Annotated in this window: 16 protein-coding genes; 10 read left to right on the top strand and 6 right to left on the bottom strand. The window is 72.2% G+C overall.

Annotation, left to right across the window (positions count from 1 at the left end; all coding sequences use genetic code 11):
• Positions 1-19 precede the first annotated feature (19 nt).
• Positions 20-1756 (bottom strand): glycoside hydrolase family 6 protein, encoded by a 1737-nt coding sequence (locus ACZ4V6_RS22015; RefSeq protein WP_467829945.1) that lies wholly within the window; start codon positions 1754-1756, stop codon positions 20-22.
• A 528-nt stretch (positions 1757-2284) separates the two neighbouring features.
• Here ACZ4V6_RS22015 and ACZ4V6_RS22010 point away from each other — a divergent pair.
• Together ACZ4V6_RS22010 and ACZ4V6_RS22005 are read left to right on the top strand one after the other, a co-directional pair.
• Positions 2285-5206 (top strand): glycoside hydrolase family 48 protein, encoded by a 2922-nt coding sequence (locus tag ACZ4V6_RS22010; protein WP_467829943.1) that lies wholly within the window; start codon positions 2285-2287, stop codon positions 5204-5206.
• Positions 5207-5506: 300 nt separating this feature from the next.
• Positions 5507-8176 carry a cellulose binding domain-containing protein gene (locus tag ACZ4V6_RS22005; protein ID WP_467829940.1) on the top strand — a complete coding sequence of 890 codons (2670 nt, stop codon included), beginning with the start codon at positions 5507-5509 and terminating at the stop codon, positions 8174-8176.
• Here the strand turns inward: ACZ4V6_RS22005 and ACZ4V6_RS22000 are convergent.
• Complete coding sequence (locus ACZ4V6_RS22000) at positions 8157-8813, bottom strand: hypothetical protein (protein WP_467829938.1); 657 nt, start codon at positions 8811-8813, stop codon at positions 8157-8159. The two genes, ACZ4V6_RS22005 and ACZ4V6_RS22000, sit on opposite strands and share 20 nt — an antisense overlap.
• 150 nt (positions 8814-8963) lie before the next feature.
• Between ACZ4V6_RS22000 and ACZ4V6_RS21995 the strand changes: the two genes are divergently transcribed.
• A complete protein-coding gene (locus ACZ4V6_RS21995; protein WP_467829936.1) occupies positions 8964-9377 on the top strand; it encodes a VOC family protein in 414 nt (137 codons plus the stop codon).
• Between the two features lie 407 nt (positions 9378-9784).
• On the opposite strand, the gene ACZ4V6_RS21990 is transcribed toward ACZ4V6_RS21995, so the two are convergent.
• From ACZ4V6_RS21990 to ACZ4V6_RS21980, 3 genes are all read right to left on the bottom strand, one after another.
• Complete coding sequence (locus tag ACZ4V6_RS21990) at positions 9785-11659, bottom strand: rhamnogalacturonan lyase (protein WP_467829933.1); 1875 nt, start codon at positions 11657-11659, stop codon at positions 9785-9787.
• A gap of 77 nt (positions 11660-11736) precedes the next feature.
• On the bottom strand, positions 11737-12477 hold the full coding sequence (locus tag ACZ4V6_RS21985; RefSeq protein WP_467829930.1) for a class I SAM-dependent methyltransferase: 741 nt from the start codon (positions 12475-12477) through the stop codon (positions 11737-11739).
• A 4-nt stretch (positions 12478-12481) separates the two neighbouring features.
• Positions 12482-12787, bottom strand: coding sequence for a 4a-hydroxytetrahydrobiopterin dehydratase (locus ACZ4V6_RS21980; RefSeq protein WP_467829927.1), 306 nt, complete (start codon positions 12785-12787; stop codon positions 12482-12484).
• A 141-nt stretch (positions 12788-12928) separates the two neighbouring features.
• Between ACZ4V6_RS21980 and ACZ4V6_RS21975 the strand changes: the two genes are divergently transcribed.
• Positions 12929-13744 (top strand): helix-turn-helix domain-containing protein, encoded by an 816-nt coding sequence (locus ACZ4V6_RS21975; RefSeq protein ID WP_467829924.1) that lies wholly within the window; start codon positions 12929-12931, stop codon positions 13742-13744.
• Here the strand turns inward: ACZ4V6_RS21975 and ACZ4V6_RS21970 are convergent.
• Positions 13726-14151 (bottom strand): hypothetical protein, encoded by a 426-nt coding sequence (locus tag ACZ4V6_RS21970; protein ID WP_467829922.1) that lies wholly within the window; start codon positions 14149-14151, stop codon positions 13726-13728. The genes ACZ4V6_RS21975 and ACZ4V6_RS21970 overlap by 19 nt on opposite strands.
• A gap of 221 nt (positions 14152-14372) precedes the next feature.
• Between ACZ4V6_RS21970 and ACZ4V6_RS21965 the strand changes: the two genes are divergently transcribed.
• The 6 genes from ACZ4V6_RS21965 to narI all read left to right on the top strand — a co-directional run bounded on the left by ACZ4V6_RS21965 (position 14373) and on the right by narI (position 22755).
• Positions 14373-15236, top strand: coding sequence for a helix-turn-helix domain-containing protein (locus ACZ4V6_RS21965; protein ID WP_467829921.1), 864 nt, complete (start codon positions 14373-14375; stop codon positions 15234-15236).
• Positions 15237-15279: 43 nt separating this feature from the next.
• Entirely contained in the window at positions 15280-16095 is an 816-nt protein-coding gene (locus ACZ4V6_RS21960; RefSeq protein WP_467829918.1) for an SAM-dependent methyltransferase, read from the top strand.
• 156 nt (positions 16096-16251) lie between these two features.
• Complete coding sequence (locus ACZ4V6_RS21955; protein ID WP_467829916.1) at positions 16252-19947, top strand: nitrate reductase subunit alpha; 3696 nt, start codon at positions 16252-16254, stop codon at positions 19945-19947.
• Positions 19947-21542, top strand: a complete 1596-nt coding sequence (gene narH, locus ACZ4V6_RS21950; RefSeq protein ID WP_467829913.1) for a nitrate reductase subunit beta — start codon at positions 19947-19949, stop codon at positions 21540-21542. The genes ACZ4V6_RS21955 and narH overlap by 1 nt, the downstream gene beginning before the upstream one ends.
• Entirely contained in the window at positions 21542-22036 is a 495-nt protein-coding gene (narJ, locus tag ACZ4V6_RS21945) for a nitrate reductase molybdenum cofactor assembly chaperone (protein WP_467829911.1), read from the top strand. Before narH ends, narJ begins: the two co-directional genes overlap by 1 nt.
• Positions 22033-22755 (top strand): respiratory nitrate reductase subunit gamma, encoded by a 723-nt coding sequence (gene narI, locus ACZ4V6_RS21940; RefSeq protein ID WP_467829907.1) that lies wholly within the window; start codon positions 22033-22035, stop codon positions 22753-22755. Before narJ ends, narI begins: the two co-directional genes overlap by 4 nt.

Genomic DNA, 22755 nt, shown 5'->3' with positions numbered 1-22755 from the left:
TAACCGCGCCGGAGCCCGCTCACGACAGGGGCGGGTAGGCGTTCTTCATCAGCTCCTGGAACTGCGCGGAGAACCACTTCCCGGAGAGCGGGGCGTCCGGGAGGGCACCGGACATGCTGTTGCCGTTGCGGGCGTTCCCGGTGTACGTCGGGTCGCACATCCGGTCGAAGCCCTTGCCCTCGTCGTTCGGGATCTGCTTGCTCGCGCCGTCCGACTCCCCCGGCGGCTTCATCCACACGTAGGCGTCGATGCCCGGCTCGGGGTTGGCCTTCGGCCGTTCGCCGAGGCCCGCTCCGGACTGGTTGCACCAGTTGCCGAGGTGGATGCGGCGGTCGTAGCGGCCGCCGTTGACGTAGGTGTCGACGTTGGTCGTGGCGCCGGGACCGGTGGGCCGCTGGGTACCGCCCCAGCCGTTGCGGGAGGTGTCGATGAGCATGCCGATCTTGCTGTCGAACCCGATCGACACCAGCTTGTCGCGCATGGCCTGGGCGTAGGACAGCTCGTCGGTGTAGCGGTTCCAGTCGACCCACTTGGACTGGCGCACGGACGTGCCGTTCACACTGTCCGTGATCTTGAAGTTGTTCTCCTTCAGCGCGCTGTAGTTGGCGGTGTTGACGATGAAGCCGTGGACGTCGCTCAGGGTCGCGCCCTCGGTGGTGGCGGCCGTCTTGAACATGTCGGCGGAGGGGCCGAAGTTGTCGTCCCAGCCGAGCCAGCCGTGGTGGCCGGCGTCGATGTAGTTGTAGACGTTGGGGACGTCGCCGAGCTTGTTCAGGGCGTAGCCGACGCCCTTCTGGTAGTTGCCGTTGGCCTTCATCACGTCGCAGTTGGGCACGGCGGTCGGCCGGCCCGAGACGTTGGTGACGAGGTTGGGCAGCGAGTCGATCTCGACCGTGGTGACGATCCGCAGCGAGGCGTACTTCGGGTCGGCGAGGATCGCGGCGATCGGGTCGATGTACTGCGTCTTGTACTTGTCGATCTCCGTCGGGCCCAGCTCGCCGTTGGAGGCGAGCGCCGAGCAGTCGCGTCCGGGCAGGTTGTAGATGACGAGCTGGATGTACAGCTCGCCGGAGCCCTTCTGCTTCAGCGCCTCGTCGAGGTGGTCGCGCAGGCCCATGCCGCCGTTGACGCCGTTGATGGCCGCGATCCGGTCCAGCCAGACACCGGTGGGCTGGTTGGCGATCCGGCTGCCGCCGGGTTCGGCCGCCGCCTTCGCGGACCACTCCGGGTTCACGTACCCCTTGGCTCCGGCGTAGGGGTTGTCCACCCGGCCGGACGGCCCGGTGGGGTCGGTCGGGTCCGTGGGATCGGTCGGGTCGGTGGGGTCGGTGGGTCCGCCGTCGACGTTGCAGGTCACGCCGTTGAGGGTGAAGGTGGCCGGGACCGCGTTGCCGCCGCTGTAGGTGCCCTGGAATCCGAAGCTCGCCGAACCGCCCGTGGCGAGCGTCCCGTTGTAGGACTCGTTGGCCGCCGTGACGGCGGCGCCGCTCTGGCTGACCTTCGCGTTCCAGCTGTTGGTCACCCTCTGGTTGCCCGCGTACGTCCACCCCAGCGACCAACTCGAGGTGGCGGCGCCGTTGTTGGTGACGGTCACGGCGGCGGTGAAGCCGCTGCCCCAGTCGTTCTGCACCTTGTAGTCGACGGTACAGGCGGCGGCCGCCGCGCCGGCGCTCGCCGAGTGGGCGGCGAGGGCCGTGCCGGAGGCGCCGGCGACCAGCGTCAGGGCGGCGAGCATCGCGGTTCTGGTACGGGTCATGAGTGGGGGTTCCTTCTGTCGTCGGAGTGCGGGTGGGGGTGCGCGGAGCCGCGTGCCTGCCGGATGCGGGCCGCTGCCGGGCGGCACGGGGGCGCCGCCGCGGCCGGAGGCCGGGAACGGCCCGTGGGCAGGGTGAGGCAGCCCTCGGGGAGAGCCGTGCACCGGTACATCGGACGATCACGCGCCGGACCGGTCGCATCGGCGGCCGGAGGTCCTGGACGCGGAAGGTGGAGCGAGGGGTGGAGCGGGGGGTGACGCACGAGCGACTCCTTGCAGTTCGGGCGCGCCGTGACGGACGCGTCGACTGGTGGAACCGCTCCCACTGGTGCAAGCGAAGGTAGCGCCAAGTGACGGCAAAGAACAGAGGAGTCACCGACTTTCCGTCCGCATCGCCTGTCGAATCTTTTCGACTCTTCACACGTCTTGACCGTCCGGACCCCTCTCCCCACTATGGGAGCGCTCCCACTGGTTCACGGCTTGTCGCTCCTCCCCCACTCCCCCTTCGAGCCGCAAGGAGGAACCAGCACCATGCATCCCTCACGCAGACGCAGACGCCGTGGCACACGGCATCTGTGGACGGCCGCGGCGGCGGCCCTGGCCCTTCCCCTCACCATGGTCGGCACCGGCGCGACTCCCGCCCGGGCGGCGGCACTCCAGTGCAGCGTCGACTACAGGACCAACGACTGGGGCTCCGGCTTCACCGCCGATCTGACCCTCACCAACCGCGGCGCCGACGCCATCGACGGCTGGACGCTGACCTACTCCTACACGGGCGACCAGAAGCTGACGAACGGCTGGAACGGCAGCTGGTCCCAGTCCGGCCGGACGGTCACCGTGAAGAACGCCCCGTACAACGCGCGGATCGCGGCCGGCGCCGCCGTCTCCGCCGGCGGGCAGTTCACCTACAGCGGCACCAACGCCGCGCCGACGGGTTTCGCGGTCAACGGCACCCCGTGCACCGGCGCGCACCAGCCGCCGATCGCCGTGCTGACCAGCCCCGAGGCGGGCGCCGTGTACTCGCAGGGCACGGCGGTGCCCCTGGCGGCCACGGCCGCCGCCGCGGACGGCGCCACCGTCAGCAAGGTCGAGTTCTACGACGACACCACGCTGCTGGGCACGGACACCAGCGCGCCGTTCACGTACTCGGCGTCCGGCTTGACCGTGGGCAGTCATTCCCTGGTGGCGAAGGCCTACGACAGCCTGGGCGCCTCCGCGGACTCGACCCCGGTCGGCATCACGATCGCCTCGGGACCGACGGTCGTCGCGACCCCTTCCCAACTGGGCGTCCAACAGGGCGAGTCGGGAACGTACGAGGTCAAGCTGTCCAAGCAGCCGGCCGCGAACGTGACCGTGACGACGGCCCGGGTGAGCGGCAACACCGGCCTGTCCGTCACCGGCGGGGCGAGCCTCACCTTCACCCCGTCGAACTGGCAGACCGCGCAGAAGGTGACCGTGGCCGCCGACGCCTCCGGTACCGGCTCGGCGGTCTTCGAGTCGACGGCCCCGGGGCACGGCAAGGCCGCGGTGACGGTGACCCAGCTCGCGGCGGCGAAGGACTACGACGCCCGCTTCCTGGAGCTCTACGGCAAGATCACCGACCCGGCGAACGGCTACTTCTCCCCGGAGGGCATCCCGTACCACTCGGTGGAGACGCTGATCGTCGAGGCGCCGGACCACGGGCACGAGACGACGTCCGAGGCGTACAGCTACCTGCTGTGGCTCCAGGCGATGTACGGCAAGGTGACCGGTGACTGGTCGAAGTTCAACAACGCCTGGGGAATCATGGAGAAGTACATGATCCCCACGCACGCCGACCAGCCGACCAACTCCTTCTACGACGCGTCCAAGCCGGCCACGTACGCTCCCGAGCTGGACACGCCGGAGGAGTACCCGGCGAAGCTCGACGGCACCGTGCCCGTCGGCCGGGACCCGATCGCCGCCGAACTGAAGTCGGCGTACGGCACGGACGACGTGTACGGCATGCACTGGCTCCAGGACGTCGACAACGTCTACGGCTACGGCAACTCCCCCGGCAAGTGCGAGGCGGGTCCGTCCGACACGGGGCCGTCGTACATCAACACCTTCCAGCGCGGCGCGCAGGAGTCGGTGTGGGAGACGGTGCCGCAGCCTACCTGCGACGCCTTCAAGTACGGCGGGAAGAACGGGTACCTGGACCTGTTCACGGGCGACGCGTCGTACGCGAAGCAGTGGAAGTTCACCAACGCCCCGGACGCCGACGCGCGCGCCGTGCAGGCCGCGTACTGGGCGGACGTCTGGGCCAAGCAGCAGGGCAAGGGCGCCGCGGTCTCCGGGACGGTCGCCAAGGCCGCCAAGATGGGCGACTACCTGCGCTACGCGATGTACGACAAGTACTTCAAGAAGGCCGGCTCCTGCGTGGGCCCGGCGAGCTGCCCGGCCGGCACCGGCAAGGACTCCTCGCACTACCTGCTGTCCTGGTACTACGCCTGGGGCGGGGCCACCGACACCTCGGCGGGCTGGGCCTGGCGCATCGGCTCCAGCCACGCCCACGGCGGCTACCAGAACCCGCTGGCCGCGTACGCCCTGAGCAGCTACGCCGATCTGAAGCCCAAGTCGGCGACGGGCGCGGCGGACTGGGCCAAGTCCCTCGACCGGCAGCTGGAGTTCTACCGCTGGCTGCAGTCCGACGAGGGCGCCATCGCGGGCGGCGCGACCAACAGCTGGGCGGGCCGGTACGCGACGCCGCCGGCCGGTACACCGACGTTCTACGGCATGTACTACGACGAGAAGCCGGTGTACCACGACCCGCCGTCCAACCAGTGGTTCGGCTTCCAGGCGTGGTCCATGGAACGGGTCGCCGAGTACTACCAGCAGAGCGGTGACGCGGACGCCAAGACGGTCCTCGACAAGTGGGTCGACTGGGCGCTGTCGGAGACGACGGTCAACCCCGACGGCAGCTTCCGGATCCCGTCGACGCTCCAGTGGTCGGGCAAGCCCGACACCTGGAACGCCGCGTCCCCGGGCGACAACGACGGCCTGCACGTCACGGTCGCCGACTACACCGACGACGTCGGTGTGGCGGCCGCGTACGCCAAGACCCTGACGTACTACGCCGACCGCTCGGGCGACACGCAGGCGGCCGCGACGGCCAAGGCGCTGCTGGACGGCATGTGGAAGAACAACCAGGACGCGCTCGGCATCGCCGTCCCGGAGACCCGCGCCGACTACAACCGCTTCGACGACGGCGTGCACGTCCCGAACGGCTGGACCGGCACCATGCCCAACGGCGACACGATCGGCGCGTCGTCCACGTTCTCCTCGATCCGCTCCTTCTACCAGGACGACCCGGCCTGGTCGAAGATCGAGAGCTACCTCGCGGGCGGTGCCGCGCCCACGTTCACGTACCACCGGTTCTGGGCGCAGGCGGACATCGCCCTCGCCATGGGTGCGTACGCGGAGCTGCTCGAATAGTCCCCGCGAAGCGCTCCGCGGGTCGGGCGGTCCTTCGGCTGCGGACCGTGTGTGGCTGGTCGCGCGGCCACCGCGCCCCTTTCCGGGGCGCGGTGGGCACCGTTCCCCTCCCCGGCGGCGCTTGACGGCTCCGCGTGCTCGGTCCCGTCACCGGACGACGGGACCGACCCGCCGGGCGGCCCCCGTCCACGCCGGGGGCCGCCCGGTCCTCGCACGTCTCCCTCCCGGACGGCCCTCCCGCACCGCCTTCCCGCACCGCCTCCCCACCGGTCCTCCCGAACGGAAGGAAGGTCTCCCGTCGTGCGAAGAACCCGCGTCCTGACGGCCGTCCTCGCGCTGGCCGCCGGCCTGCTCTCGGGCGCCCCCGCCGCCCTGGCCGCCGACCCCCCGCAGCCCCGGACCACCGCCGACACCTACACCTGGAGGAACGCCCGGATCGACGGGGGCGGCTTCGTCCCCGGCATCGTCTTCAGCCGCGCCGAGAAGGACCTGGTCTACGCCCGCACCGACATCGGCGGCGCCTACCGCTGGCAGCAGGACACGAAGAGCTGGACGCCGCTGCTCGACCACGTCGGCTGGGACGACTGGGGCCACACGGGCGTGGCCGGCATCGCCGCCGACCCCGTCGACCCGGACCGGGTGTACGCGGCGGTCGGCACCTACACCAACGACTGGGACCCGATGAACGGCGCCGTGCTGCGTTCCGCCGACCGGGGCGCGACCTGGGAGAAGACGGACCTGCCGTTCAAGCTGGGCGGCAACATGCCCGGCCGCGGCATGGGCGAACGCCTCGCCGTCGACCCGCACGACAACGACGTGCTGTACCTGGGCGCGCCCAGCGGCAAGGGCCTGTGGCGGTCGGCCGACGCGGGCGTCACCTGGTCGCGGGTGAGCGCCTTCCCCAACCCCGGCGACTACGCGCAGGACCCGAGCGACGCAAGCGGCTACGCCTCCGACAACCAGGGCATCGTCTGGGTCACCTTCGACGAGTCGACGGGCGGTGCGGGCACGGCCACGAAGACGGTCTACGTCGGGGTCGCCGACAAGGAGAACGCGGTCTACCGCTCCACGGACGCGGGCGCGACCTGGCAGCGGATCGCCGGCCAGCCGACGGGGTACCTGGCCCACAAGGGCGTGCTGGACGCCGAGAACGGCTTCCTCTACCTGGCGTACAGCGACACGGGCGGCCCGTACGACGGCGGCAGGGGCCGGCTGTACCGGTACGCGACGGCGACCGGCGCCTGGACCGACATCAGCCCGGTCGCCGAGGCCGACACGTACTACGGGTTCAGCGGCCTGACCGTCGACCGGCAGCACCCCGGGACGGTCATGGCGACGGCCTACAGCTCCTGGTGGCCGGACACGCAGATCTTCCGCTCCACGGACAGCGGCGGGACCTGGACGCAGGCGTGGAGCCACACGTCGTACCCGGAAAGGGAGAACCGCTACACGATGGACGTCTCGTCCACGCCGTGGCTGACGTGGGGCGCGCATCCGTCTCCGCCCGAACAGACCCCGAAGCTGGGCTGGATGACGGAGTCGCTGGAGATCGACCCGTTCGACTCGGACCGGATGATGTACGGGACGGGCGCGACGGTCTACGGCACGGAGAACCTGACGAACTGGGACTCCGGCGCGAAGTTCGCCCTCGGGCCCATGGTGCGGGGCCTGGAGGAGACGGCCGTCAACGACCTCGTCTCTCCCCCGTCGGGCGCCCCTCTGCTCAGCGCGCTCGGTGACATCGGCGGTTTCCGGCACACGAGCCTGACCGAGGTCCCGTCGATGATGTACACCTCGCCGAACTTCACCTCGACGACGAGTCTGGACTTCGCCGAGACGAACCCGGACACGGTCGTGCGGACCGGGGACCTGGACTCCGGACCGCACATCGCGTTCTCCACGGACAACGGCGCCCACTGGTTCGGCGGCACGGATCCTTCGGGGGTGAGCGGCGGCGGAACGGTCGCGGCCGGGGCGGACGGCGGCCGCTTCGTGTGGAGCCCGCAGGGCGCCGGCGTCCACCACACGAACGGCTTCGGTACGTCGTGGCAGGCCTCCAGCGGTGTCCCGGCGGGCGCGGTCGTCGAGTCCGACCGGGTCGATCCGAAGACCTTCTACGCCTTCAGGTCCGGGAAGTTCTACGTCAGCACCGACGGCGGCGCCACCTTCCGCGCGTCCGCCGCGACCGGCCTGCCCGCCGGTGACAGCGTCCGCTTCAAGGCGCTCCCGGGCGCGAAGGGCGACGTCTGGCTGGCCGGCGGCGCCACCGACGGCGCGTACGGCCTGTGGCACTCCGTGGACGGCGGCGCGACCTTCACGAAGCTGCCGAACGTCGAGCAGGCCGACACGATCGGCTTCGGCAAGGCCGCGCCGGGCGCCTCGTACCAGACGCTCTACACCAGCGCGAAGATCGGCGGTGTGCGCGGCGTCTTCCGCTCGACCGACAAGGGGGCGAGCTGGACCCGCGTCAACGACGACGCCCACCAGTGGGGCTGGACGGGGGCCGCGATCACGGGCGATCCACGGGTGTTCGGGCGGGTGTACGTGGCCACCAACGGCCGCGGCGTCGTCTACGGCGACTCGTCCGGCGCCGGCGGCGGGGACGACGGCGGCGGCACCGGCCCCACGCCGACGGGCGCCTGCGCGGTGGCGTACACGATCACGAACCAGTGGACGGGCGGCTTCCAGGCGGACGTACGGCTGACCAACACCGGTCCGCTCCCGTGGAACGGCTGGTCGCTCGGCTGGTCGTTCGCCGACGGCCAGCGGGTGACCCGGATGTGGAACGCGGAGCACACCGGATCGGGCGGCGCGGTGACGGCGAGGAACGTGGGCTGGAACGCCGTTGTCGCGGCCGGCTCCTCGGTGGACTTCGGCTTCACGGCCGAGTGGTCGGGGGCGAACACGGAACCGGCGTCCTACACCCTCGACGGCCGGCCGTGCTCGGTCGTCACCCGATCGATCCGGTGAAGACGGCCGTCTCCGACTCGTAGTCCGGGGCGACCTCGATCTGGACGACCTTCTCGCCCTTCGGGAGTTCGCAGCCCCACGGCACGTTGATCGACCGTCCGGCGAGAAGCCGCGTCTCGGGGCCGCCGTTCAGCCCCGTGGCGCTGTCGAAGACGGCCTCGCTGCTGTGGCCGTCCTCGCCGTAGGCGCAGTTGACGGTGAGCGCGGTGGCGTCGAGCGTCTCGCTGCCGCCGTTGTCGACCTTGACGGTGAACCTCACGTACGGCGTGCTCTCGGGCATGGCGGTGTCCGTGGACACGGCCCGCTCGAAGCCGGAGAGGCCGACCCGGACGTCGTTGTCGTAGGTGACGGTGTCGCCGAGGGCGTGCACCCCGTCGTCGGGCGCCTGCGGGACGGGCTCGGTCTCCTCGTCGGCCGCGGTGGTGTCCCCGGCGTCCGCGGTCTCCGTCACGGTGACCGTGGGCGCCGGCTTCGCCTCGTCGTCGCCGGTGACGCCGAGGGTGACCGCGACCGCGACCGCCGCGGCGACGACGGCCGCGGCGACCGCGACGAGCGCGGTGTGGTTCCGCTTCGGGGGCTGCGGGGGCGCCGGCGGCCAGTAGGGCGGCACGGGCGGCGGCGTGGTGTGGTTGCTCAAGGTTCTTCCCCCGGGACCGATGCGGTTGCGTGGCCCATCATCTCCCGGAAACACCCGGGGTGAGGGTCCCGTGACGAAACCGTGTCGGTGGCGCGGTGCGGGTCGATGCCCCGGGGTCCGGCCCGTTCGGTCCTGTGACAAGATCGCGGGATGCTACGCCTGACCGACTTCATCATCGACTGCCCGGACACGATGGCGCTGGCAGCCTTCTACTCCGAGGTGACGGGGCTCCCGGTCAAGGAGGGCAGCGACGAGAACTGGGCCGGTATCCGGTTCGGTGAGATCGAGCTGGCCTTCATCCGGGTGGAGGACTACCGCGCCCCGCAGTGGCCCGACAACGAGCACCCCAAGCAGTTCCACCTCGACTTCGAGGTGGACGACATCGAGGCCGAACAGCGCCGCGTCCTGGCCCTCGGCGCGACCCTGCAGCGGGACTGCACCGACCCCGACGGCTACGGCTTCCGCGTCTACACCGACCCCGTCGGCCATCCCTTCTGCCTCTGCCGCAACAAGGGTGTCGTCTGGACCGATCAGGGCCTCGTCTGGCCCGAGCGCGACCGGTAGGGAGTGCTTCGGAGCAGGGGGAGCCACGCGTCGACGGCGGCGGTGCGGACGGTGGCCGGGCAGCGGACGGCCGGGCCGAGGAGCCCGGCGGCGAGCGGACCGGGTCCCTTCCCCCGCGCGACGGGTGGCGCGTCGGGCACGGGTGGCGCCCCGGCCGCGTGACCGGGCGCCCGGGGTCAGGGGGTGAACACCGCCGGCCTCGGTGCCCTCGCCATCCCGGCGCCGATGAAGAAACTCGGGTGGTGCGGGCAAAGTGGCGGGCCGGGCGGGAACACTGTCCGTCATGGTCCCCCGAAAGGTGCCGAAACGGGATGCCATCGCCGCACGTCGCCGCGGGGACCTGGCCCGTTGGAGCCCATCGGTTCGGGACCGGGAGCGCCCCGGCCGCGTGACCGGGGCGCCCGCGGTCAGGGGGTGAACACCGCCGGCCTCGGTGCCCTCGCCATCCCGGCGCCGATGAAGAAACTCGGGTGGGGCGGCTGGTTGTAGGCGGTGTTCTGCCAGGCCAGAGCCGTGCGGTACTGGGTGTCGTGGAGCAGCGTCGTGATGCGGGTGTCCGTGTCGTACGGCGTGGAGTAGATGCGCAGGGCCTTGTTGTCGCCGGTCCGCCAGACGACCTCCTCGCGCCAGTCGCCGAGGATGTCGCCGGAGAGGACCGGCGTGGCCTTGGTGCCGTTGTTCGACGCGACGCCAGAGCCGGTGAGCAGGCGGGTGTCACCGGAGGTGCCGTACTTGTCGATGCGGGTGCCGTCGAGGAGTTCGCGGACGGGGTCGCCGTCCCACCAGGACAGGAAGTTGGTGCTGGAGGGCTTGCGGCCGTTCACCACGGTGCCCTTCGGGTCACGGATGCCGCTCTCGGCGGACGACCAGGACTCGGCGCCCGCGCTGCCGGACCAGATGTCGGCCGAGACGCCCCGGCCGTTGTCGCCGCCCGCGGGAGTGGACCAGACGACCTGCCCCGTGCGCGCGTCCGCCATCCAGGACGAGGGCTTCGATCCGTCCTCGTCGACCTTGAACTCCTCCAGGCCGGGACGGGACGGATCCAGGTCACCGACGTGCATGGCGTCGCCGTGGCCGTTGCGCGTGGTCCACAGGGCGCCGCCGTCGTCGTCGACGGCCATGGCGCCGTAGACGATCTCGTCCTTGCCGTCACCGTCGACGTCCGCGACGGACAGCTGGTGGTTGCCCTGCCCGTCGTAGCCCTTGCCGCTGTTGGTCGAGGAGTTGGTGTCGAAGGTCCAGCGGCGGGTGAAGGACCCGCCGCGCCAGTCCCAGGCGGCGACGACCGTGCGCGTGTAGTAGCCGCGGGCCATGATCAGGGAGGGCCGGGAGCCGTCCAGGTACGCCGTGCCCGCCAGGAAGCGGTCGACGCGGTTGCCGTAGGAGTCGCCCCAGGAGGAGACGGTGCCCCGGGCGGGGACGTAGTCGACGGTGCCCATGGCCTTGCCGGTCCGCCCGTCGAACATCGTCAGGTACTCGGGGCCGGACAGGACGTAGCCGGAGGAGTTGCGGTGGTCCGCCGAGGAGCTGCCGATGACCGCGCCGGTGCCGTCCTTCGTTCCGTCGGCGGTCTTCATGGCGACCTCGGCCCTGCCGTCGCCGTCGTAGTCGTACACCTGGAACTGCGTGTAGTGGGCGCCGGAGCGGATGTTGCGGCCCAGGTCGACGCGCCACAGGCGGGTGCCGTCGAGCCTGACGCCGTCGACGATCGTGTTGCCGGTGTAGCCGGACTGGGAGTTGTCCTTGGCGTTGGTGGGCTGCCACTTGAGGACGATGTCGAGGGCGCCGTCGCCGTCGAGGTCGCCGACGGAGGCGTCGTTGGCCTCGTAGGTGTAGGAGACGCCGTCGGGGGTCGTGCCGCCGGCCGGCGGGCTGACGGGGACGTCCTTGTAGCCGGCCCGGAACTGGATCGCGTGGACCGAGTCGCCCTGTTCGACGCCGTTCACCACGGCGCGGACCGTGTAGTCGGCCTGGGCGGGGGCGCCGGCGTGGAAGTAGGTGGTGGAGCCGGTGACGGGCGAGGAGTTGACCTTCGTGCCGGCCCGGTAGACGTTGAAGGCGACGTCGTCCGGATCGGTGCCGAGCCAGCGCCAGCCGACCAGGTTGCCGTCGGCGGTGTGGACGCTGACCACGCCCCGGTCCAGGGCCTCGGCCTGCCGGGCGGTGGCGGCCTGCGCGGTGTCGGTGGTGAGGGTCGTCAGGCCGGTGCCGAGGAGTCCGGCGGCGGCGAGGGCCGCGGCCAGGGCGAGGGGGCGTCTGCGGTGCTTGTGGGGGTGGCTCACGGGGCGGACCTCCTGGGGGACGGACGGTTTTCCGTCCCCCAGTCGCCGCCGGGGACAGTGGGGTTGCCGCCCTCCGGCTACGGTTTCGCGAACGCGCGGAGGGTGAAGACCGGATCGGGCCGGGGCCGGTCCTGGTCCGGCAGGGCCGCGAGGCGCTCGGCGAAGCGCTCGGCGAGTTCGCCGCCCGGCGGCAGCGTGACGAACCAGCCGCGCCGCAGGTCGGCGATGGTGCGCCGAGGGCTGCGGCCCTGGCCGTGGCCGGTGAAGCGGGCCTCGCCGGCCGGTGCCAGGCCGTGGGCGCGGGCGTAGGTCCCGATCCGCTCGGCGGCGTCGCGGGCGGTGCTGGGCGGCCGCTCGGCGAGCACGGCGTCGATGTCGCTGCCCACGTTGTGCGAGGCGCCCTTGTCCACGGTCGTGACGTACACCCCGCCGGGCCGCAGCACGCGGGCGCACTCGCCGACGATGGCGCGCGCGTCCTCGGCGCTGCCGGCCAGGTGCAGCAGCCACACGCTGCTCACGGCGTCGAACTCGCCGTCCCGGAAGGGAAGGCGGCGGCTGTCGGCCAGCACGACGGCGCCGGGGAGCCGGGCGGCGGCGCGGCGGGCCATGGCGGGGGCGAGGTCGACGCCGGTCACGCGCAGCCCCTCCCGCGCGGCCGCGAGCCGGCCGGTGACGATGCCGGTGCCGCAGGCGACGTCCAGCAGGCTGCGCGCCCGAGGGGGCACGAGGCCCAGGACGGCCCGTGCGGCGGCTTCGGCACGGGGTTCGCCGCCGCGCAGGGCGTCGTAGCGTTCCGCTTCCTGGTCGTAGTCGAGCACACGGTCAGTGTGCCCCGTGACCCCCGGCCAGTTCCTCCACCCTGCGGGCGAGCTCGACGTCCTTCTCGGTGACGGCGCCGCCCGCGCTGTGGGTGCTGACCGCCAGGGTCACCGTGTGGTAGCCGAGGGTCAGGTCGGAGTGGTGGTCGAGTTCCTCCTGCACCTGAGCGATGTGGACGGCCATCGCGGCGGCCGCGAAGTGCGAGGCGAGCCGGTAGGCGCGGGTGAGGCGGCCGGCCTCGAGGGACCAGCCCGGCAGCTCGGCCAGCCGTTCCTCGATCTCCTTCTGCGACAGCGGTTCGACGGGCATGGGCTGCGCTCCTCGTCTGCCGGGGGCACGGGGGCGGCCCCGTACGGCCTCGGTTCCCCTTCCAGCCTGCCACAGCGGGGCCGTCGCGGCCCGGACCGGAGCACCGGCCGGGCGGGCCCGCGGTCGACTACCGTTCGGCGTATGACCGCACTCGTGTCCGATACCACCCCCACCGCCCGGGGCGTGGGTCCGCTGCTGCGGGCCTGGCGGGTCAGGCGGCGGGTCAGCCAGCTGGAGCTGGCGCTGCGCGCCGACTCGTCCGCCCGGCACATCAGCTTCATCGAGACGGGCCGTTCCCGCCCGAGCGAGGAGATGGTGCTGCGGCTCGCCGAGCGGCTCGACGTCCCCATGCGGGAGCGCAACGCGCTGCTGCTGGCGGCGGGCTACGCCCCGCACTATCCGGAGACCCCGCTGGACGACCCGGCGCTGGACGCGCTGCGCGCGGGCATGGAACGCCTGATCAAAGGCTACGAGCCCTATCCCGCGCTGGTGGTCGACGCGACGTACGACGTGCTGGCGGCCAACCGGGGCGTCGCGATGCTGATGGACGGCCTGCCCGGGCACCTGCTCACGCCCCGGCCGAACGCGATGCGGCTGGCCCTGCACCCGCAGGGCCTGGCGCCGCGCATCCGCAACCTGCGCGAGTGGCGCGGTCACCTGCTGGAACAGATGCGGCGGCAGATCGCCCTGGACCGTTCGCGGTCCCTGCGGGCGCTGTACGAGGAGGTCGCGGCGTACCCGGTGCCGGACGACGCCCACGACGAGGAGCCGGACGAGCCGGTGCCGTACTTCGCGCTGCCGTTGCGCATCGAGCACGGGGGCCGGACGCTGTCGTTCATCTCGTCCATCTCCACCTTCAACACACCGATGGACGTGACGGTCGCCGAGCTGGCCATCGAGACGCTGCTCCCGGCCGACCCGGCGACGGTCGAGTACCTTCACACGTCCCTCTCCTGACGCTGCCTCAGCGCGGCGTGCTGCAGCAGCGCGAAGCCCGTGACGACGAGCGCCTGGAGCACGGCCCACACCGCGCCGGCCGTGGTGGGCGTGAGCCAGAGGGCCAGGGCGGCGAAACTCAGCGCCGCCCAGGCCAGGTTGGCCTCCACGACGGCCCGCACCGCGAGCGCCGGCGGGTGCCGGCGTGCGGCCAGCAGGCCCACGGCCGCCGCGTACGCGGCCAGGAACGCACCGAGACCGGCCACCAGCCCGGGCCCGGCCCCCAGGAAGCGGCCCAGCGGCCCGGACAGGGTGAGGTAGGCGAGCGCGTTGGCGCCGGTCACGGCCGCGTCCAGGGCCAGGAAGCGGCGGAGCATCAGCTGCGGCTCGAGGGTGCGGGCGAGTACGGCGAGCTGGTTCGTGGACATGGTGAGTCGTCCTCCGTCGGGATCGGACAGGCTGCGGGGAGCCGGGGGCCGGGCCGGAGTGCGCCGGTCCGGCCCCCGGTGTCTCCACGATCCCGTCCGGGCGGGGAGGGGTCGATTACCCGGGGGGTAATCGACCCCTCCCCTCCCTCGCACCCCTTGTGGAACTGACAGGGGAACATGACAGACTGCGGGCGGACTTGGGCGCGTTGGGGAGGCGTGGCGTGAGTGAGCGGCGGGCGGCACCCACCGTGGGTCAGGTGGTGCTGGGCAGACGGCTGCAGGAGCTGCGGGAGGCGGCGGGCCTCAAGCGCGAGGAGGCCGCCAGGGTGCTCCGGGTGGCGCCGGCGACCGTACGGCGCATGGAGACGGCCGAGGTCGCCCTGAAAATACCGTACGTCCAGATCCTGTTGACGGAGTTCGGCGTCCCCCAGGACGAGATCGCGGCGTTCGTCACGCTGGCCGAGGAGGCCAACCGGCCCGGCTGGTGGCAGCGCTACACCGACGTGCTGCCGGACTGGTTCAGCCTGTACGTGAGCCTGGAGGGCGCGGCACGGATCGTCCGCTCCTACGAACCGCACTTCGTACCCGGCCTGCTCCAGACCGAGGACTACGCGCGCGCTGTCCTGGACGCCGGGACGATAGGGACATCGGGACGGGAGGCCGTCGAGCGGCACGTGTCCCTGCGCATGGAGCGGCAGCGGCTGCTGGACCGGCCGGACCCGCCGCACCTGTGGGTGGTCATGGACGAGACGGTGCTGCGGCGACCGGTGAGCGTCCACGGCCGGGTGATGCGCGAACAGATCGACCGGCTGCTGGAGTTCGCCGCCCGGGACCGGGTGACGCTGCAGGTCGCCGAGTTCGACGCCGGCCCGCACCCGGGGACGTACGCGCCGTTCACCCTGTTCCGCTTCGCCGAGCCGGAGCTGCCCGACATGGTCTTCACCGAGTACCTGACCGGTGCGCTGTACCTGGACTCGCGCGAGGAGGTCTCCACGCACCTGGAGGTCCTGGACCACATGACGGCGCGCGCCGCCTCCACCCAGCGCACCGAGAAGATCCTGCGGGAGTACCGCCAGAACCACTGACCCGGCCGCCCGAACGGCACCGCCCCGAAGGAGAAGACACCGCATGACCGGACCCGACGCCGCGTCCGCCCCCATCGACACCAGCCGGCCGCATCCGGCCCGTGTCTACGACTGGTGGCTGGGCGGCAAGGACAACTACCCCGTGGACGAGGAGCTGGCCCGCAAGATCCTCGCCGCGGACGACACGGCGGTGCGCGGGGCCCGTGCCAACCGCCGGTTCATGCAGCGGGCGGTCCGTACGGTCGCCGAGGCCGGGATCCGCCAGTTCCTCGACATCGGCACGGGCATCCCCACCGAGCCGAACCTGCACCAGGTGGCCCAGGCCGTCGCGCCCGAGGCGCGGGTGGTGTACGCCGACAACGACCCGATCGTGCTCCGGCACGCCGAGGCGCTGCTGCACGGCTCGGCGGAGGGTGCCACCGAGTACGTCCACGCGGACGTCCGGGACCCGGACACCATCCTGCGGCTGGCGGGCGAGTGCCTGGACCTCGGCCGGCCCGTCGCCCTGTCGCTGGTGGCCCTCACGCACTATCTGGGCGACGCGGTCGACGGCGACGACGCGCACGGGCTGCTGAAGCGGTACGTCGACGCCCTCGCACCCGGCAGCCACCTGATCCTCTCCCAGGTCACGCCCGACCTGAACCCGGAGGCGGTCGGCCGGGCCGCCGGTCTGTTCGCCCGCAGCGGCACGCCCTTCCACCCCCGCTCGCTCGCCGAGTTCACACGGTTCTTCGACGGCCTGGAGCTGCTGGGCCCCGGCGTCATCCCGGTGACCGGGTGGCGGTCGGACCCGGAGGACGTGGCGGCCCAGGCGGAGGGCATCGTGCCGGTGTACGCGGGGGTGGCGCGCAAGCCCTGAGCCGTCCCGGCGCCGCGCGCTCCGCCCCGTCACCGCGCCGCACGCCCCGCCCGGCCCCGCACGGGTCCCGCGCCCCCTGACCCGTACGGGTGCCGCGAAAGGGTGGGCGCCCCCGCCCGCCCCTAGGTTCGGACCCAGGCGAGCAAGGGAGCGCACGTGACCGACACGCGGACACCGCCCACCGAGCCGGGCGCGGCGCTGCTGCGCGCGGGCCGGTTCTTCCGGCCCGGCACCGCGGCGCCCGACCTGCACAGCATCGGGCTGGTCGGCGGGCGGGAGTCGGACGCGTTCTACCGGGACCGCTGGAGCCACGACAAGGTCGTGACCTCCACGCACGGCGTGAACTGCACCGGCTCCTGCCGCTGGAATGTGTTCGTCAAGGACGGGATCATCACCTGGGAGACCCAGGCGACGGACTATCCCTCCGTCGGCCCGGACCGCCCCGAGTACGAACCGCGCGGCTGCCCCCGGGGCGCCGCGTTCTCCTGGTACACGTACTCGCCGACCCGGGTGCGCCACCCGTACGTGCGCGGGGTGCTGCTGGACATGTACCGGGAGGCCCGGGCCCGGCTCGGGGACCCGGTGCTGGCCTGGGCCGACATCCAGGGCGACCCGGAGCGCCGGCGGCGCTACCAGCGGGCGCGCGGCAAGGGCGGGCTGGTCCGGGCGAGCTGGGACGACGCGGTGGAGATGGTCGCGGCGGCCCACGTCCACACCATCGGGCACCAGGGGCCGGACCGGATCGCCGGGTTCTCCCCCATCCCGGCGATGTCGATGGTGTCGCACGCGGCCGGGGCCCGCTTCCACTCCCTCATCGGCGCCCCGATGCTGTCGTTCTACGACTGGTACGCCGATCTGCCGGTGGCCTCCCCGCAGGTCTTCGGCGACCAGACGGACGTGCCGGAGTCGGGCGACTGGTGGGACGCGGCGTACCTGATCATGTGGGGCACGAACGTGCCGGTGACCCGCACGCCGGACGCGCACTGGATGGCGGAGGCCCGCTACCGGGGCCAGAAGGTGGTCGTCGTCGCGCCGGACTACGCCGACAACGCCAAGTTCGCCGACCAGTGGCTGCACCCGCACCCGGGCACGGACGCGGCGCTGGCGCTGGCGATGGGGCACGTGGTCCTCAAGGAGTTCTTCGTCGACCGGGTCACGCCCTTCTTCGACGACTACGTGCGGCGCTTCACCGACCTGCCGTTCCTGGTGACGCTGACCGAGCGGGACGGCGCGTACGTGCCGGGGAAGTTCCTGCGCGCCGCCGACCTGGGGCGGCGGGGCCCGGACGCGGACTGGAAGACGGTCGTGCTGGACGAGGCGACGGGCCGCGCCGTGGTGCCGAACGGCTCGCTGGGCTTCCGCTGGAACGAGGCCGACCGGGGGAGGTGGAACCTGGACCTCGGTGACGTACGCCCCCGGCTCAGCCTGCACGGCCACGAGGCGCGGGCGGGCGTCGAGGTGCTGCTCCCCCGCTTCGACACCGACGGCGGCGCACACGGCCGGGGCCGCGGCGGCGTGGTCCGGCGGGGCGTGCCGGCGACCCGGCTGGGCGGGGCGGGCGGGCCGCTGGTGACCACCGTGTTCGACCTGCTGCTGGCGCGGTACGGCGTGGCCCGTGACGGACTGCCGGGCGACTGGCCGGCGTCGTACGAGGACGCGGACGCGCCCGGCACCCCCGCCTGGCAGCAGACGCACACCTCGGTACCGGCGGCGGCCTGCGTGCGGATCGCCCGCGAGTTCGCGCGGACCGCCGAGCGGTCCAAGGGCCGCTGCATGATCCTGATGGGCGCGGGCACCAACCACTGGTTCCACTCGGAGACGATCTACCGGGCCTTCCTCGCGCTGCTCCAGCTCACCGGCTGCCAGGGCCGCAACGGCGGCGGCTGGGCGCACTACGTCGGCCAGGAGAAGTGCCGCCCGGTCACCGGCTGGGCGGCGCTGGCCGCCGCGTCGGACTGGTCGCGTCCGCCGCGCCAGATGATCGGCACGGCGTACTGGTACCTGAACACCGACCAGTTCCGCTACGACCGGTTCGGCGCGGACGTCCTGGCCTCACCGCTGGGTGAGGGGCGGCTCGCGGGGATGACGGCGGCGGACTGCCTGGCGCTGTCGGCGCGCACGGGGTGGATGCCGTCGTACCCGACCTTCGACCGCAATCCGCTGGAGCTGGGCGAGGCCTTCGGCGACCCGGTGGCGAACGCGGTGGCCGAACTGCGGGCGGGCACCCTGAAGTTCGCCTGCGAGGACCCGGACGCGCCGGAGAACTGGCCGCGGATCGTCACCCTGTGGCGGGCCAACCTGCTGGGCTCGTCGGCGAAGGGCGCCGAGTACTTCACCAAGCACCTGCTGGGCACCCACTCGTCGCTGCGCGCCGAGCAGGCGGCGCCGGACGAGCGGCCCCGGGACGTGGTGTGGCACGAGGAGGCGCCCGAGGGGAAGCTCGACCTGCTGCTGTCGCTGGACTTCCGGCACACCTCCTCCACGCTGCTGTCCGACGTGGTGCTGCCGGCCGCGACCTGGTACGAGAAGCACGACCTGTCCAGCACCGACATGCACCCCTACGTGCACGCCTTCTCGCCCGCCGTGGACCCGCCGTGGCAGGCGCGCACCGACTTCGACACGTTCAAGGCGCTGGCCGAGAAGCTGAGCGAACTGGCCGTCGGCCACCTCGGCGTCCGCAGGGACCTGGTGGCGGCGCCGCTCCAGCACGACACCCCGGGCGAGATCGCCCAGCCGGGCGGGGTCGTACGGGACTGGAAGCGCGGCGAGTGCGACCCGGTGCCGGGCAGGACCCTGCCGGACCTGACCGTCGTGGAGCGGGACTACACGGCGATCGGCGCCAGGTTCGCGGCGCTGGGGCCGCTGGTGGAGGCCCAGGGACTGCCGGCCAAGGGCATCACCCTGAGGCCGGACGAGGAGGTCGAGCGGCTGCGGCGGCTGAACGGCGCGGTGCGCGGCGGCCCGGCCGACGGGCGTCCGGCGCTGGACACGGCGGTGAAGGCCGCGAACACCGTCCTGGCCCTGTCCGGCACGACCAACGGACGCCTGGCGGTCCAGGGCTTCCGCACCCTGGAGGAGAGGACCGGGCAGGAGATGGCCCACCTGGCCGCCGAGCACGAGGGCAGGCGGATCACCTACGCGGACACGCAGGCGGCGCCCGTGCCGGTGATCACCTCGCCGGAGTGGTCGGGCAGCGAGGCCGGCGGGCGGCGGTACACGGCGTTCACCCTGAACACCGAGCACCTCAAGCCCTGGCACACCCTCACCGGACGCCAGCAGTTCTTCCTCGACCACGACTGGATGCACGAACTGGGCGAGGCGCTGCCGGTGTACCGGCCGCCGCTGGACATGAGCCGGCTGTTCGGCGAACCGCGGCTCGGTCCGGACGGCCACCGCGAGGTGACCGTGCGCTACCTCACCCCGCACAACAAGTGGTCCATCCACTCCGAGTACCAGGACAACCTGTTCATGCTGGCGCTGTCCCGGGGCGGGCAGACCATCTGGATGGCGCCCGAGGACGCGGACGCGATCGGGGTGTGCGACGACGACTGGATCGAGGCGGTCAACCGCAACGGCGTGGTCGTGGCCCGCGCGATCGTCTCGCACCGCATGCCGCCCGGCACGGTCTACATGCACCACGCGCAGGAACGCACCGTCAACGTGCCGCTCACCGAGACGACCGGCAGGCGCGGCGGCATCCACAACTCGCTCACCCGTCTGCTCCTCAAGCCCACCCACCTCATCGGCGGCTACGCCCAGTTGTCCTGGGCGTTCAACTACCTGGGGCCGACGGGCAACCAGCGCGACGAGGTGACGGTGATCCGCCGCCGCGCCCAGGAGGTCGAGTACTGATGCGCCCGATGGCCCAGATCGCGATGGTCATGAACCTCGACAAGTGCATCGGCTGCCACACCTGCTCGGTCACCTGCAAACAGGCGTGGACCAACCGGCGCGGCATGGAGTACGTCTGGTTCAACAACGTCGAGACCCGCCCCGGACAGGGCTACCCCCGCCGCTACGAGGACCAGGAGAAGTGGCGGGGCGGCTGGGAACTGAACCGGCGCGGCGCGCTGAGGCCGAGGGCGGGCGGCCGGCTGAGGAAGCTCGCCGGGATCTTCTCCAACCCGAGGCTCCCGGAGATCAAGGACTACTACGAGCCCTGGACGTACGACTACAAGAACCTCACCGACGCCCCGCTCGGCGACGACTACCCGGTGGCGCGGCCCGTCTCGCAGCTCGACGGCAAGCCGATGAAGATCGCCTGGTCCTCGAACTGGGACGACGACCTGGGCGGTGCCCCCGCCTACGGCGACCTGGACCCGATGGTGGAGCGCACCCGCCGGGAGGCCTCGGACAAGGTGCGGTTCGCCTACGAGCAGACCTTCATGTTCTACCTGCCGCGCATCTGCGAGCACTGCCTCAACCCGTCGTGCGTGGCGTCCTGCCCGTCCGGGGCGATGTACAAGCGGTCCGAGGACGGCGTCGTCCTGGTCGACCAGGACCGCTGCCGGGGCTGGCGGATGTGCGTGACGGGGTGCCCGTACAAGAAGGTGTACTTCAACCACCGCACCGGCAAGGCCGAGAAGTGCACGCTGTGCTACCCGCGCATCGAGGCGGGCCTGCCGACGGTCTGCTCGGAGACCTGCGTGGGCCGGCTGCGGTACCTGGGGGTCGTGCTGTACGACGCCGACAAGGTGACCGAGGCGGCGTCCACGCCGGAGGAACGGGACCTGTACGAGGCCCAGCTCGGTGTCCTCCTCGACCCGGAGGACCCCGGGGTGCGCAGGGCGGCCGAGGCCGCGGGGATCCCGTACGACTGGCTGGAGGCGGCCCGGCGCTCCCCCGTGTACGCGCTGGTCAGCAGGTACCGGGTGGCGCTGCCGCTGCATCCCGAGTACCGCACCCTGCCGATGGTCTGGTACATCCCGCCGCTGTCGCCGGTGGTGGACGCGCTCACCGGGACCGGGCACGACGGCGAGGACGCGGACAACCTGTTCGGCGCGATCGACACGCTGCGCATTCCGCTGGAGTACCTGGCGGAGCTGTTCACCGCGGGCGACGTCGCCCCGGTGCGGGCGTCCCTGGAGAAGCTGGCCGCGATGCGCTCCCACATGCGGGCGGTCAACCTCGGCGAGGAGACCGACCCGTCGGTCGCGGCCGCCGCCGGCATGACGCCGTCGGCGATCGAGGACATGTACCGGCTGCTGGCGATCGCCAAGTACGAGGAGCGGTACGTCATCCCCACGGCCGCCCTGGGGGACGCGCGGCGGCTGGAGGAGTCCGCGCTGCCGGACACGTGCAGCCTGGACACCGACGGCGGCCCCGGCATGGGCGGCGACGGCCCCTTCGGCCGGGACTCGGGGCGCAGGCGGCTGCCGCTGGTGCCGGTGGAGAACTTCCACATCCTGCGCCGGCGGCAGACCGCGGACGACGAGAGGGAGGTGTGATGCCCGGTTTCGAGGTCCTGTACCAGGCGGCGGCGCTCTGCCTGACCTACCCCGACGACGACTTCCGCGCCCGGCTGCCCCTGCTGCGCCAGGCCGCGCCGCAGCTGCGGGGGTTCACCGACCACGCGGCGGTCACCCCGCAGGGCGAACTGCAGGCGCACTACGTGGAGGTCTTCGACTTCAGGAACCGGCACAGCCTGTACCTGAGCTGGTGGACCGACGGCGACACCCGCAACCGCGGCATGTCGCTGGTCCGCTTCAAGGAGCTGTACCGCTCCCACGGCCTGGAGTTCACCGGCGAGGAGCTGCCCGACTTCCTCCCGGCGGTCCTGGAGTTCACGTCGCGCACCGGCGACACGGGCCTGCTGGTCGAGCACCGCGACGCCCTCGGCGAGCTCCGCTCCCGGCTCACCGCCGCCGGCACGCCGTACGCGTGTGTCCTGGACGCCGTGTGCGCCACCCTGCCGCCCGCACCGACCGGAGCACGCCGATGACCGTCTTCCTCTGGGCCGTCCTGCCCTACGCCGCCTTCGCCCTGCTCGTCGCCGGCCTGGTCTGGCGGCACCGCTACGACCGGTTCGGCTGGACCACCCGCTCCTCCCAGGTCTACGAGTCGAGGCTGCTCAACCTCGCCTCGCCCGTGTTCCACTACGGCATCCTGTTCGTGCTCGTCGGCCATCTGATCGGGCTGTTCGTCCCGGAGTCGTGGACGGACGCGATCGGCGTGGACGAGCGCGCGTACCACCTGTTCTCCCTGTACGGCGGCACGGCGGCCGGGGTGCTGACGGTCGCCGGGATCGTGCTGCTGGTCTACCGTCGCCGCACCAACGCACCCGTGTTCCGGGCGACGACGGCCAACGACAAGTTCATGTACGTCTTCCTGCTCGGCGCGATCGTGCTCGGCATGGTCGCCAAGCTGGCCCACGGCTCCGGGAAGGGCTACGACTACCGGCACACCATCGCGCCCTGGGCGCGCGGCCTGTTCACCCTCCGGCCCGACACCGGGCTGATGGAGGGCGTGCCGGTGCTGTACCAGGTGCACGCGGTGATCGGGATGGTGCTGATCGCCCTCGTGCCGTACACCCGCCTGGTGCACATGTTCAGCGCCCCGCTGCAGTACCTGTTCCGGCCGTACGTGGTGTACCGGTCGCGCGACCCCAGACAACTGGGGCCGCGCCCGGACCGGCGGGGGTGGGAGCGGGCGGGCTCCTAG

This window comes from Streptomyces sp. NPDC029152 (genome assembly GCF_055564355.1).
Note: the sequence above shows the minus strand (reverse complement) of the source record. Positions and strands in the feature narration are given on the sequence as shown.

What these genes read in the sequence shown, in the direction of transcription:
- narJ (WP_467829911.1), top strand. Translation starts at nt 21,542, where the DNA reads ATGCCCGGTTTCGAGGTCCTGTACCAGGCGGCGGCGCTCTGCCTGACC.
- narI (WP_467829907.1), top strand. Translation starts at nt 22,033, where the DNA reads ATGACCGTCTTCCTCTGGGCCGTCCTGCCCTACGCCGCCTTCGCCCTG.
- narH (WP_467829913.1), top strand. Translation starts at nt 19,947, where the DNA reads ATGCGCCCGATGGCCCAGATCGCGATGGTCATGAACCTCGACAAGTGC.
- ACZ4V6_RS22010 (WP_467829943.1), top strand. Translation starts at nt 2,285, where the DNA reads ATGCATCCCTCACGCAGACGCAGACGCCGTGGCACACGGCATCTGTGG.
- ACZ4V6_RS21975 (WP_467829924.1), top strand. Translation starts at nt 12,929, where the DNA reads ATGACCGCACTCGTGTCCGATACCACCCCCACCGCCCGGGGCGTGGGT.
- ACZ4V6_RS22015 (WP_467829945.1), bottom strand. Translation starts at nt 1,756, where the DNA reads ATGACCCGTACCAGAACCGCGATGCTCGCCGCCCTGACGCTGGTCGCC.
- ACZ4V6_RS21960 (WP_467829918.1), top strand. Translation starts at nt 15,280, where the DNA reads ATGACCGGACCCGACGCCGCGTCCGCCCCCATCGACACCAGCCGGCCG.
- ACZ4V6_RS21970 (WP_467829922.1), bottom strand. Translation starts at nt 14,151, where the DNA reads ATGTCCACGAACCAGCTCGCCGTACTCGCCCGCACCCTCGAGCCGCAG.
- ACZ4V6_RS21995 (WP_467829936.1), top strand. Translation starts at nt 8,964, where the DNA reads ATGCTACGCCTGACCGACTTCATCATCGACTGCCCGGACACGATGGCG.
- ACZ4V6_RS21980 (WP_467829927.1), bottom strand. Translation starts at nt 12,787, where the DNA reads ATGCCCGTCGAACCGCTGTCGCAGAAGGAGATCGAGGAACGGCTGGCC.